Raw genomic sequence first — 12537 nt, 5'->3', positions numbered from 1 at the left:
TCCTCGTCCTGTGCGGTATCCCCATCCCCATGGCGGGAAAGCCTATCCGCCCCGCACGGGGGTCACTTGAAGGGGATGTTGAGCCAGGGGCTCGCCGGGTCCGAGGTCAGCAGGCGGTGGGCGTCGAGCATGTCCTCGTACCAGTCGCCGAACTTCTCCTCGTCGAAGTGGAGGCAGCGGCCCAGTATGTAGCCCGCGGAGAAGGCACCCCAGGAGTCGTACATCTCCCGGCTCGCGTGCCCGGCACGCAGCACCGCCTCCTCCGTCTCCTGCATCTCGCAGAACCGTGCCCCCAGACCCCAACGGGCCATCTTCGAGGCGCGGCCGTAGTCCCAGGCGAGCACCGACTGGATGACCTGGCCCTCGCCGAGCAGCCCGTCGGCGCGGAAGCGGGACTCGTAGCGCATGATGCGTCCGATCAGGTCCTGGACGCGCCGCACCGCGGCGTCGACGTCGGGGCCCGCGCCGTCGGGCGGTTCCGGGGCGGCGTTGCGGAGGTTGTCGCGGGCCACGCGTTCCGTGACCTCACGCCACCGGGAGATGCTCACCGTCCGGTCGTCGGAGGCACGTGCCAGAATCCTGCGCACCCGCAGCACGAACTCCCAGACACCGCTGCTCATCTCCCCGTTCAGGAGCTGTTCCTGGTACTTCTGCCAGGCGGGGCGGTCGGTGATGCCCCACCACTCCCTCAGCCGGTCCCGCTCCTCGTCGTAACCGGTCCCGTGCCAGGCGAGGGCGTTCCAGATCGAGCCGTTGGCGACGCACAGCAGCGCCCCGCACGCGAGCCCGTGCGCGACGGGCCCGTGCAGCGGGCCGCCCACGCTCAGGGTGCGGACTCTGTCGCAGTGGTCCCGCCATGCCCGCTCGAAGTGCTGCCGCCACACCGTGCGGTGGGCGAGCGTGCCGGGGAAGTACCCCTCGCAGGGCGTGCCCGGGTTGACCGCCAGCCACGTCTCCTCGTCGGGCCACGAAGAGGCGAAGCCCTTGAGGGTCTTGCGTACGTGGACGGGGTCGGCGACGGGGGCGGGCAGCATCCCGGCGGTCAGCACCGTGCGGCACCGGCTGCCCGTCTGCGCGTTCCAGTAGGTGCTGAATATGCGCTGGCCGACGGTGTCGAGGGAGTACCGGTCGGCCGCGTAGTAGAGCCAGGTGTTGCCGAGCACGTCGAAGTAGGCGGGCCAGTCGTCCGCCGACTTGGCCTCGTACAGGGCCCGTTCGATGTCGGTGGGCGCCTGCCATCCGGTGCCCGTCACCGGCTGGGAACCGCGCCCGCGGGCGTGACGCTGACCTGTGCGCGCAGCGAACTGACACGCTTGGCGAAAGTCTCCAGTCCGGAGCGGTAAGAGCCCTTCGCGGACGGGCCGTTGTCGAGGACGGCGCCGACGGAGCCGCGGTCCGCCCACGCGCAGACGGGAACCTCGACGACGCCCGCGCTCTCGCCCCCGTCACCGCCCCGGGAGCCGGCCTCGTCCGCCGGTGCGTCCTTGAGCATGACCTCGCACAGCAGCGGCTGCCCGGCACCCGCAGGGGTGATCCTCTTCCGCTCGCCGCCGGAGGATTCGTCGCCCTCCAGCGTGCTGAGCAGGTCGTGCACGGTGGACTCGGGACGGAGCATGCCGCCGTTGTAGCCGCGGACGGTGAACCGCTCCCTGTCCGCGCCCTCGGCGTCGTTCTCGTAGCGTCCGGCCACCGGCCGCAGGGGGCGTGCGCCCGGCCTGTCGGAGACCTCACGCCGCAGAGCGAGACCGGGCCCGTCGCTGAAGTCCCGGGTCAGGGTCAGCTCTCCGCCGTCCAGGGACCGGGGGAGAGCAACTGTGCGTTCGGGTCCGGACGGGGTCATGTCGCCGTCGCCGTCGAGGAGGACGGCGAAGGTGAGCTGAGTGAGCGCTCCCAGCACCAGCACACCGGCGGCGGTGATTCCGGCGGCCTTCCGCACGCGCCTGCCCTGCCGCGGCCCGTTCCTTCCGTGCGGATCGGGGCCGTACGGGCCGTCCGGCGGGAGCACACGCTGCGGCGGCACGTACGCCGTCACCGACGCCGTCGGTCCCGACGGTGAACTCCCCCGACCCCGCGAAGACTTGGCTTCGTCCGCGTGCGCTGCCCCGTTCCCCGGTCCCGTCCCCATGTCCTCGCACTTTACCGAAGGCCCGGGGCGAGGGGGTCTCCGGTCGTCAGTCGGAACGCAGGCGCACGTACCGCACGAGGGCGTCGCGTCCTGTGCGCACCCGGACCTCCACCGGCAGCGGCCGCGTCAACCTCCGCCACGGCACGTCCAGTTCGCCCTCCGGGACGCTCTCACCGAGCCGCCCCGCCACGGCCCGGCCCAACTGCGAGGCCGCCACCGCCGTCAGCCGCGGCGAGGTCACCGCCCGGCGTCCGCCGGGAAGGTCTACGACGGCTGACCACGGGCGCCGTTCCGGGCCTGTGATCCCCACGAGCGAGGCGTCGAGAGTGTCCGCGCTGCGTACTTTCCGCCACGCGGCACGGGGATCGCCCGGCCGGTAGGGGGAGTCCCAGCGCTTGGAGACGATCCCCTCCACGCCCCGCGGCCTCAACTCGCGCATCCACGCGCGGGCCTGTTCCACGTCGTCGGTCGCCAGGACCGTCTGGATCTCCGGGCCGGCCTCTTCCACGGTCTCGCGCAGCAGGGGCCAGCGCGTGCTCAGCGGCGCGGCGCGCAGGTCGGTGTGCGGCGCGGCGATCAGGTCGAAGGCGACCAGGACCGCACCGGGCGCGCCGGGCCGGGGGCGCCGGGCCAGGCCCCGCGACTGCAGGGCCTCGAAGTCGAAGCGCCGCTCGTCCGCGTTCCAGACCACCACCTCGCCGTCGATGACGGTGCCCGCGCTCAACGGTGCCGCGGCGGCGGTGAGTTCGGGGAACTGCCCGGTCACCTCGCGTTTGCTGCGGGAGTGGACGCGTACACCCTCCCCGGTGACCGCGAGGGCCACGCGCCATCCGTCGAGCTTGACCGAGTGGTGCCAGCCCGGACCGCCGGGGACGGACTCGGCCGCCTTCGGCCGTACCAGCTCCACCGGCAGCCGCACCGCGAGCGCACCATTCACACCGCCAGCGTCACCGCCCGCCCCCGGCACGGGCGGCGGCCACGCCGCGCCGCCGCACCCACGCCACCGCTGTGGCGGAGCGCCACGCGCCGATGAGTTCCGCAAGCCACCGCGGTCACCACCGCATCCACACGCACGGGCCCGCCACCAGGGGCGGGACCGGGAGCGGGACCAGGACCCCGAAGGGACGGACTCAGCCGTGGCCGACGACGACGGGACGCAGATCCGGACACTGATCGAGCGCTGGGCGAAGGCGGTGCACGACGGCGACATGGACGGCGTGCTGGCCGATCACACCGACGACATCGTGATGTTCGACGTGCCGCCCCCCGACGACGGAGTGCGGGGCATCGACCGCTACCGCGAGACGTGGCCGCCGTTCTTCGCCTGGCAGCGAAGCGCCTGCTTCGACATCGTCTCCCTCGATGTGACGGCGGGCGCCGACGTCGCCTTCGCGTACGCGCTGCTGCGCTGCGGAACCCCCGACGAGCTGGAGCGTGCCCCCGGCAACCGGCTGCGCCTGACGGTCGGGCTGCGAAAGGAGTCCGGACGCTGGCTCGTGGAGCACGAGCACCATTCCTTCCCGGACCGGAGCTGACTCCCCGCGCCCGTCACGCCTCGGGTGAGACGCACGCCTCGGGTGAGACGCACCCCCGGTGAGGGGTCACGCGCCCCGGTGAGCCTCACGCCTCCCCGTCGCCCGTGATCCGGTTGCCCTCCTCGTCGATGTCGACCGCCACCGCGTCCGGAACGATTCCCGCCACCGGCGGGAACATCATCGACGCGCCCTGGTCGGCCACGTCCACCGCGACCCCGGTCGGCTCCTCCAGGTCCGGGATGATCCCGTCGAGCAGGCGCGCGCCCAGCACCGTCACGAAGTCCCACGCCTCGTCGGCGGCCGCTCCCCGCGCCTGGGCGAACCGCGCGAGCGGCGCCTCGTCGGTGAAGGCGTAGATCCACTGGATGCCGCCGTACTCGCCCGACATGAAGCCGCCGTCGGCGACCGGTACCAGCACGGCAGTGCGCCGGAACTCCCCGATCATCTCCTCCGGGTCGCCGACCCCGGCCCGTACCGCGGCGATCTGCTCCGTCAGGTCCACGATCGCCCCCTTGTCGTACCGGTCACCGAACAATCGACCCACTCGAAGGTACCGGCAGCCGGGGCCGTGCCCACAAGTGCGAGGACGATCTCAGTGCCCGCCTTCGCGTCCGCCGTCGCGTCCCTCGTCGTCCCGGCCGGCCCTCCGCTGTTCCTCCGCCGACCGCAGCTCCTGCTCCTTGGCCCGGCGTGCGGCCTCCGCCGGACGCTTGACGGGGTCGGCGGGCTGGTCGATGTCGGGGACGGTGTCCAGGTCCTCGTCCCGGTTCTCCGCCTCCCACAGCGCCCGGTACTTCGCGTCGCGGGACTTGAGGAGTACGCACGCGACGGCCGCCGACAGCAGCGAACCGATGAGCACCGCCGCCTTGACGTGCTCGGTCGTCTCGCCGTTGGTGAAGGCGAGCTCCGAGATCAGCAGCGACACGGTGAAGCCGATGCCCGCGAGCATCGAGATGCCGGCCACGTCGGACCAGGAGAGCGACGGGTCGAGGCGGGCGCGGGTCCAGCGTGCCGCGAGATACGTACCGCCGAAGACGCCCACGATCTTGCCCACGAACAGGCCCAGAAGCACACCCAGCGCCTCCGGCTGCTGGAACATCTCGCCGAGCGCGGAGCCGGAGACGCCGACGCCCGCGGCGAAGAGGGCGAAGACCGGTACCGCGAACCCCGCGGACACGGGCCGCACCCGGTGCTCGACACGTTCCGCCGTCGAGGTCTCCTCCGGGGGCCGCCCCTTGTACGCCTCACAGGGCAGGCAGCGCAGCAGCATGCCCATGGCCACACCGGCGATGGTGGCGTGGATGCCGCTGTTGTACATCAGCGCCCAGATGACGACGGCCAGCGGCACGTACACGTACCAGCCGCGCACCCGCAGGTTGATGTGCAGCACCCGGAAGAGGACGAGTCCCGCGAGGGCCCCGGCCAGCGCCGCCCAGTTGAGGGTGGAGGTGAAGAAGACGGCGATGACGAGGATGGCACCGAGGTCGTCGACGATCGCGAGGGTGAGGAGGAAGGCGCGGATTCCCGAGGGCAGGTTGGTGCCCACCACGGCGAGGACGCCGAGGGCGAAGGCGATGTCGGTGGCCATCGGCACGGCCCAGCCGTGGAGATCGCCGCCCCCGACGAGGTTGGTGACGACGTAGATACCCGCCGGAACGATCATGCCCGCCGCGGCGGCGACGATCGGCAGCGCGGCCGCGGCGGGCTTGCGCAGCTCGCCCGCGACCAGCTCCCGCTTGAGTTCGATGCCCGCGACGAAGAAGAAGATGGTGAGGATGCCGTCCGAGGCCCAGTGCTCCACCGACAGGTCCAGGCCCAGGGTGGGGATGCCGAAGTGGAAGGAGCGCACGGCCTCGTAGGACTCGCTCAGCGGGGTGTTCGCCCAGATCAGGGCCACCAGGGCGGCGGCGAGCAGCATCATGCCGCCGACCGTCTCGGTGCGCAGCGCCTCGGCGAGCGCCTTGCGTTCCTTCAATGACGGTCGTGCGAAGAGCGAGGTCTGCTCGGAGGAGGAGAAGAGGGGCATCGAAGCGGCTCCAGGGATCGGGAAGGGCCCAGACGCTCGTAAGCGCCGCCGACCAGACTTCCCGGCACACCATCATTGCATCGATCTTGACGTGATTGTCACACCGTACCCCGCCGGGTGAGAGCGGACTCGGCGCGGGGGCCTGCACTGTTCGAATACGCTGTGGGCCGGTTGGCACGGGGGACTGGGGGAGCGGTGGACGGGAGCAGGGTGAAGGACGGCCAGGGAAGCGGCCCGCACGGCGAGGACGGCGCCCCGACGGACGGCGGCACCGGCCCCCGCCCCGGCACCCACGGCGACGTGGACGGTGCGGACGGCCCGGACGGCTTCCTCGGCGCCTACCCGGACCTGCTGGCCGAAGTGTCCAACACCGGACGCTCGCTGCGCCGTGACGAACTCGACACCTTCCGCGCCCTGGGGGAACGCGCCGCCGAACGCGGCTACGCGCTGCGTGAGCTGGTCGGCCTCTACCTCGGCCAGACGCGACGGCTGTGGGGCACCCTGCCGGGCGTGGCCCGCGCCGCCACCGCGAGCGAACGCGCCCGTACCGGGGATGCGGTCCTCGGCGCGGTCCAGGTCGCGGTCAGCGCCCTCGGCGAAGGACACGAACGTGCGCAGAGGCTCGCCGTGCGCCAGGAAGAGGGCGAACGGCGGGAGTTCGTCGACGACCTCCTCTACGGGCGCAGCGACCTGGGACGGCTGGCCGAGCGGGCGCAGCGTTTCGGGCTGCGCCTCGCGGGCGTGCACGCCGTGGCCGTGGCCGTGGGGGCGGAGGCGTACGACGACGTCCACCGCACCGTCCGGCGCATCGAACGTGACCTGCTCGGCCGGTTCGGGCCGAGGGACGTGCTGCTGTCCACGAAGGAGGGACGGCTGGTGTGCATCGCGGCGAGCAGCGACCGCGACGTGCTCGAGCACTTCGCGCGGCTCGCCGAGAACCCCGGCGCGGGCTACCCGGCCGCGCAGCGTGTCGCGGTCGGCCGGGAGCACTCCGGCGCGGGCGGTGTGGTGCGCAGCTACGAGGAGGCCCTGGGGGCGCTCGACCTGGCGGAGCAACTGGGCCTCGAAGACGTACGGCTGAGCGCGACGGACCTGCTCGTCTTCCCCGTCCTGCTGCGCGACCGGGGCGCGATGGCGGATCTCGTACGGACGGTGCTCGGCCCGCTGACGAAGGCGCGGGGCGGTGCGGGCCCGCTGCTGGAGACCCTGTCGGTGTGCGCCTCTGCCGGCTACGTCAACGCGGAGGCCGCGCGGCGGCTCGGCGTGAGCGTCCGCACGCTCTCCTACCGGCTGGAGCGCATCCGCACCCTCACGGGCTACTCCCCGAACCAGCCGCTGCAGCGCTTCACGCTGGAGGCGGCGGTCATGGGTGCCCGGCTGCTGGGGTGGCCGCAGAAGGCTCTGTGACTCCGCGCGGATCAACGCTTCCCCGGCCGGGTGCCCGCAGCCCTGTGGAACCCGCCGGGACACGCGGGCGGTGAACTGCGACACCGCACGGCGCGGTTGTTCCGCTTGTGAGTTCCGCGTGTGAGTGAGGAGAGCAGTGCGCGAGGGCCGGCCGTGGCGGTGGACGGCGCGGTGAACTGCGATGACGTGCGATGAACTGTGACAGCCGTGCGGCGGGGTTGTTCCACGTCCCTGGAACCGGCCGTGGTTGCGGCGCTCACAGGACGTCAACACGGCGTGATTGTTGCCGGGTTCCGGCAATGTGCGAGCGGCCCGTCCGGTGTCACGATACGTCTGCGCCGCAAGGACCGGGCAGGGGTGGCGCGGGCCGATGCCCTCGACGGGGGTGAGGGCATCGGCCCGCGCTCTCCGGCCCGGTGGACGGGCGCGGAGCAGCGCGTCTCAGCCGAGCTGCAGCTTCTGACCCGGGTGGATCAGGTCGGCGTCCTCGCCGACGACCGACTTGTTGTTCCCGTACAGCGTCTTCCAGTCGAGGCCCTGCGAGGAGGCGATGGAGCCGAGGGTGTCACCGGCCTTCACGGTGTACTCGCCCTCGCCGCCCGCCTGCCGGCCGTCCGACCGGTCGGACCGGCTCCCGGTGTTCTGACGGGACTCGGCCGAGTCGTCGGCGCCACTGCCGGTGTCGACCTCGGCGGGAGCCCCTCCGGCGGTCAGACCGCCCTCACCGGCGCAGGCCCAGGCGCCCGGGCCCTGCTGGGCGAGCAGCTTCTCCGCGGCGGCGATCTGCTGCTGCTTGCTCGCCTGGTCGGCGCGGGGCGCGTACTGGGTGCCGCCCGCCGCCTTCCAGCTGGACTGCGAGAACTGCAGGCCGCCGTAGTAGCCGTTGCCGGTGTTGGCCTGCCAGTTGCCGCTGGACTCGCACTGGGCGACCTTCTCCCAGGTGCCGACGGGGGCAGCCTGCGCACCGGGCGCCGTCACCATCGGGAGAGCGACAGCGACACCTGCTACGCCGGTCACGACGGCGAGGCGGGTGCTCTTCACGGACCCTCGGTTGCGGCCCTTGCTGGAGAACAGCATGGTGTTTCTTCCTAACGGTCGCGGTGCTCGCCGCACGTTCGGCGGCGAACTTCTCGAGCGGTGGCGACCGTAAGCACACCCCTGCAGGTGGGCAAAAAACGACACGAGTGGTCCATCTGCCCCTGGAAAGTACCCCGAAGCTGCTATCAGTGCAGGTCAGCCCGATAGGTGCGAAGCGGACAACAGGGCCAAGGGAGGGATACCCGGAGAGAAGGGTCACACCGTACGGCGGAGCGCAAGTGGACCCTCTCTCCGGTCTCTCCGGTCCCTCCGGCCGCTCAGTCCGCCCGCTCCCGTACGACTCGCGCCACGTCGAGCCGTCGGACCGCCCGCACGGCCGGGATCTGCGAGAGCAGCGACGCGCCCGTCACGGCGCCGACCGCTCCCAGCGCCACGGGCCACCCGATCCGCAGGTCCATCGCGAACATGTCGCTGTTGAACGACTCCAGGAACTGCCACGCCGCGGCGAACCCCGCCAGAAGACCGAACGGCAGGGCGATCAGCGTCGCCGCGAGGTTCTCGGCGGCGAGCAGCCCCGCGATGCGCCGCAACGGCACGCCGGTTGCCCGCAGGGTGGCCAACTCACCTGTCCGCTCGGCGATGTTGACCGTCATCGTCACGTGGATGACGGTGAGGGCCAGCACCGCGCCCAGGAACAGCATCACGCCCACGAAGACGCGGAACAGCGCCATGTACTGGTCGATCTGGCGCTCCAGCGCCCGCGCCCCGGCGTAGGCCACGACACCGTCGAGGGCGGTCGCCTCCTGCCGTACCCGGTCGTGGACGGACTCCGGCGCGCCCGGCGCGAAACGCAGCGCGTAGCCCTCGGTCCGGCCGCCCGCGGACGATTCCTCGGCGGCCGGGCCGAGGGCCTCGGCGACGGTGCCCCTGGTGCCGTACAGCGCAGAACCCATCGGCTCCTCCAGCAGACCCGCCAGCCGCACGGTCCTGGCCTCGCCGCCGCCGGTGCGCAGCGTGAACCGGTCGCCGGGCGAGATGCCCAGACGGTCGGCGACCGCCTTGCCCGCCAGGAGACCGCCGTCGGGCGGCAGTCCGCGCTCGCCGCCCTCCGGCGTGAGGAAGCCGTGCATGGACGTCCCGCGCTCGTATCCCGTCAACGACGTGCTGTACGAGCCGCCGTGGGCGGTTGCGGTGACCTGCGCCGTGGTGACCGGTTCGACGTCGGTGACGCCGTCGATGCCGCGCAGCACCCGCTGCTGGTCGGGCGCGCGCGGATCGGCCGTGACGGTGGCGTCCTCCCGCTGGACCTTCTCGAACTGCACGTTCATGGCAGCGCTCATGCTGGTGGCCATTCCCGCCGAGGTGAGCACCAGGACCAGCGCCAGCACGCTCCCCAGCATCGTCGCGAGGGTCCGGCGGCGGCTGCGGCCGAGTTCGCGCAGCGACAGCCGCACCGTCAGGGGCAGCCGCCGCATCCCGGCCAGGGCCCTGCCCCACCTGCCGGGCGGGCGCAGGGTGGCGCCGTCACCGCGCATGGCCTCGGCCGGTGCCGTCCTCGTCGTCGCCCACGCCGGTGCAGCGCCGCCGACCAGCCCGACCAGCGTCCCGAAGAGCGCACCCGCCAGCATGACGCCCGGCCGGTGCTCCACCAGCGTGTAGGGGATGCCGAGTTCGGTGGTGTACGCGTGGGTCACCGCGGTCGTGGCCGCCGCTCCCAGCGCCACGCCCAGCACCGCCCCGCCCGTACCGGCGAGCACTCCGTGTCCGAGATAGTGCCGGGCCACGATTCCGCGCGGCACGCCGGCGGCGAGGAAGGTGGCGATGACCTTGCGCTCGGCGAGCACGAGCCGCGTGATGAGGACGTACGCGGCCACAGCCGCAGCCGAGAGGAACAACAGCGGGAAAGCGACGGAGAGTTGGGAGAAGCCCTTCAGGTCCTCGCTCAGCGCGGAATGGGAGGGCTGCTGCGAGCGGGGCTCCACCTGCGACGCCCCCGCGGACCGGAGCCGTTCGGTGACGGCGGCCGCCGCGGCGCCGTCACCGCGGGCGCCGCCGGAAAGGCGCACAAGTGTCTGGCCGGTGGAGCCGCCACCCCCGGCGGCGAGCTCGCGCACCGTCGCCTCCGGCGCGAACACCACGGCGAAGTTGTGCGGGTCGCCGATGACCTGCTGCCTGTCGAGGGCCGGCCACAGGTACTCGGGAGAGTCCGCGACACCGCGCACGGCCAGGGACCGCCAGCCCGAGCCGTCGAAGACCTTCACGGTGTCGCCGGGCGCGAGACCGAAGGTCTCCGCCGTGTGCCGCTCGATCAGCACGCCGTCCTCGTCGCCGGCGCGCGGACGGTGACCGGAGACCACATCGACCTCGTTCACGCCCCGGCCCGCGGCGCGTTCATCCCCGGCCGGGGGCATTCCGGCCAGGCGGCCCAGCAGTTCGTCGTCGCCGAGGCGGACCGGCAGGCGCGCCTGGGTGCGGCTGGTCACCGCGGAGACGTCCTCGCTGCCCCGGGCGGCCGCCGCGACCTTCGCCGGGTCCCCGCCGGAGGCCGTCAGGTCCGCGAAGTGCATGCGGGAGTAGGTGTGTTCGTAGCTGGAGCCGAGGTTGCGGTAGGCGTCGTAGCTGGCCACGAAGAGCAGTACGCCGATCAGGACCGTCACCCCGATCGCGGCGAACTGCGGCAGACGGCGCCGCAGATCACGTCGTGTCTTGGCGAGAAGTATCCCCTGCACCGCCCCTCACCAGCCCACGGTCGTCACGTCGGCGGGCTCGGCGTTGCGTTCCACCGACTCCACGCGCCCGTCGCGCATGGTCACCACGCGGTGTGCGATCCGGGCGACGGCGGCATTGTGCGTGACCATGAGCACCCCGCGCCCTTCCGCGTTGGTCTCCTGCAGCAGCCGCAGCACCGATGTGCCGGTGGCGACGTCGAGGGCGCCCGTCGGCTCGTCGGCGAGCAGCAGACCGGGATCGGTGGCAAGGGCGCGGGCGATCGCGACGCGCTGCTGCTGGCCGCCGGAGAGCTGCGAAGGGAAGTAGTCGAGGCGGTCGCCGAGACCGACCGACTCCAGGAGGCCGACGACGCGGCCGCGCTCGCCGCGTCCGGTGAGTTCGACCATGACCTCCACGTTCTCCCGGGCGGTCAGCGTGGGCACGAGATTGAAGAACTGGAAGACGAAACCGATGTGGTCCCGCCGGAAGCCCGCGAGTTCACGCGGCCTGCGGCCGGCCAGATCCACCCCGCAGACCTCGACGGACCCGCTGTCCGCCGACTCGATACCGCCGAGCACGTTCAGCAGCGTCGTCTTGCCGGAGCCGCTGGGGCCGAGCACGACGACCAGTTCGCCCGGCTCGATCTCCAGGTCCACAGCGTCGAGCGCGCTGACGGCGGCCTCGCCGGACCCGTACGTCCTGCACGCGCCGCGCAGCCTGGCGCCCCCACGGACGGCCCGGGTGCCCGTGGCGCCCCGGGCGCGGGGGGTGGCTGCGGCGTCCTCTCCTGCGGGTTTCGTACGTGCCACGGGATGCCTCCTCTGGTGGGTGGTGCGGGATGTGGAGTGCCGGGTGACGGGGCGCGGGGCCGGGAGCGGGGCTGGGTGGGACGGTGCTCGGGCGTCAGCTCTTGCGCGGCTGCGGGGCACCCACCAGGCGTGCCAGCGGCTGTGTGACGGAGATCCCCGCGAGGGACGGATCGATCAGCCGGTGCAGGACGAGCCCGTCGAGAGCGGCGCCCAGCAGCACCGCTGTGCCCTCCAGGTCGCCCGCGTCGTCCGCCCGGCCGTGGCCGGGGGGCTGTGAACTGTCCATGGCGTGCGAGGCGTTGGCCGCTCGCAGCCAGTCGGTGACGGTCGTGCGCCACTCGGCCAGCAGAACCGACAACTCGGACCGCAACTGCTCGAGACGGGTCGAGGCGAGCAGCATCTCGCTGAACAGCACCGTCGCCGGATCGCTGGAGCTGTAGGCCGAGAGCATCTCCAGCACCTCGGTGATGCCCTCGGCAGGGTCGTCGGCGTGTGAGAGCGCCTCGACGGCCGCGTTCAACTCACGGCGCGCGGAAGCCAGGGACGCCTCGATCAGCAGTTCGGTGACCGTGCGGAAGTGGTAGTGCACCAGCCCGGCCCGCAGCCCCGCCCGGTCGGCCACACGCCGTGTGGTCACCGCGCCCCAGCCGTCCTCGACGATCAGCTGCGCGGCGGCGTCGAGCAGCCGCTCCCGGGTCTCGTGGCCGCGTTCGGCGGATGTCGGTGTCACTGGCACTCCAGCTCGGAACTCGGGGGCACACACATTGGGCGTTCGCCTTGGGTATTCGCCTTGGGCGAATGATTTGGGCGTACGACCAAACTGTAGGGGTCGCGGCTCGGATCTGTCACCCCCGGGGGGGTGGACGGCGGTTCCTGGAAGCGGCCAGG

Annotated in this window: 11 protein-coding genes; 2 read left to right on the top strand and 9 right to left on the bottom strand. The window is 72.4% G+C overall.

Going from position 1 to position 12537, the window contains the following annotated elements; all coding sequences use genetic code 11:
• Positions 1 to 62: 62 nt before the first annotated feature.
• The 3 genes from H343_RS0115465 to H343_RS0115455 all read right to left on the bottom strand — a co-directional run bounded on the left by H343_RS0115465 (position 63) and on the right by H343_RS0115455 (position 3062).
• The gene (locus H343_RS0115465) at positions 63 to 1253 is read right to left on the bottom strand and encodes a DUF1266 domain-containing protein (protein WP_028431894.1); all 1191 of its coding nucleotides are present in this window, start codon (positions 1251 to 1253) and stop codon (positions 63 to 65) included.
• Positions 1250 to 1936, bottom strand: coding sequence for a hypothetical protein (locus H343_RS0115460; RefSeq protein WP_158679567.1), 687 nt, complete (start codon positions 1934 to 1936; stop codon positions 1250 to 1252). The genes H343_RS0115465 and H343_RS0115460 overlap by 4 nt, the downstream gene beginning before the upstream one ends.
• Before the next feature lie 235 nt (positions 1937 to 2171).
• Positions 2172 to 3062 carry an ATP-dependent DNA ligase gene (locus H343_RS0115455; RefSeq protein ID WP_037903854.1) on the bottom strand — a complete coding sequence of 297 codons (891 nt, stop codon included), beginning with the start codon at positions 3060 to 3062 and terminating at the stop codon, positions 2172 to 2174.
• A 199-nt stretch (positions 3063 to 3261) separates the two neighbouring features.
• Here H343_RS0115455 and H343_RS0115450 point away from each other — a divergent pair, with 199 nt between their 5' ends.
• The gene (locus tag H343_RS0115450; RefSeq protein WP_028431891.1) at positions 3262 to 3660 is read left to right on the top strand and encodes a nuclear transport factor 2 family protein; all 399 of its coding nucleotides are present in this window, start codon (positions 3262 to 3264) and stop codon (positions 3658 to 3660) included.
• Between the two features lie 85 nt (positions 3661 to 3745).
• Here H343_RS0115450 and H343_RS0115445 read toward each other — a convergent pair whose 3' ends face one another.
• Positions 3746 to 4195 (bottom strand): hypothetical protein, encoded by a 450-nt coding sequence (locus H343_RS0115445; RefSeq protein ID WP_486586911.1) that lies wholly within the window; start codon positions 4193 to 4195, stop codon positions 3746 to 3748.
• Between the two features lie 57 nt (positions 4196 to 4252).
• On the bottom strand, positions 4253 to 5686 hold the full coding sequence (nhaA, locus tag H343_RS0115440) for a Na+/H+ antiporter NhaA (protein WP_028431889.1): 1434 nt from the start codon (positions 5684 to 5686) through the stop codon (positions 4253 to 4255).
• A gap of 300 nt (positions 5687 to 5986) precedes the next feature.
• On the opposite strand from nhaA, the gene H343_RS0115435 reads away from it, so the two are divergent.
• Positions 5987 to 7093 (top strand): helix-turn-helix domain-containing protein, encoded by a 1107-nt coding sequence (locus H343_RS0115435; protein WP_028431888.1) that lies wholly within the window; start codon positions 5987 to 5989, stop codon positions 7091 to 7093.
• Positions 7094 to 7534: 441 nt separating this feature from the next.
• On the opposite strand, the gene H343_RS0115430 is transcribed toward H343_RS0115435, so the two are convergent.
• From H343_RS0115430 to H343_RS0115415, 4 genes are all read right to left on the bottom strand, one after another.
• Complete coding sequence (locus tag H343_RS0115430) at positions 7535 to 8170, bottom strand: LysM peptidoglycan-binding domain-containing protein (RefSeq protein ID WP_028431887.1); 636 nt, start codon at positions 8168 to 8170, stop codon at positions 7535 to 7537.
• Between the two features lie 278 nt (positions 8171 to 8448).
• On the bottom strand, positions 8449 to 10860 hold the full coding sequence (locus H343_RS0115425; protein ID WP_028431886.1) for an ABC transporter permease: 2412 nt from the start codon (positions 10858 to 10860) through the stop codon (positions 8449 to 8451).
• 6 nt (positions 10861 to 10866) lie between these two features.
• Positions 10867 to 11649 carry an ABC transporter ATP-binding protein gene (locus H343_RS0115420; protein ID WP_078505675.1) on the bottom strand — a complete coding sequence of 261 codons (783 nt, stop codon included), beginning with the start codon at positions 11647 to 11649 and terminating at the stop codon, positions 10867 to 10869.
• Positions 11650 to 11743: 94 nt separating this feature from the next.
• Positions 11744 to 12379: a TetR/AcrR family transcriptional regulator gene (locus tag H343_RS0115415; RefSeq protein ID WP_028431884.1), complete on the bottom strand. Its 636-nt coding sequence runs from the start codon at positions 12377 to 12379 to the stop codon at positions 11744 to 11746.
• Positions 12380 to 12537: the final 158 nt, after the last annotated feature.

The sequence above is a fragment of the Streptomyces sp. TAA204 genome (assembly GCF_000424965.1).
This window is presented reverse-complemented; position numbering and strand designations above follow the sequence as displayed.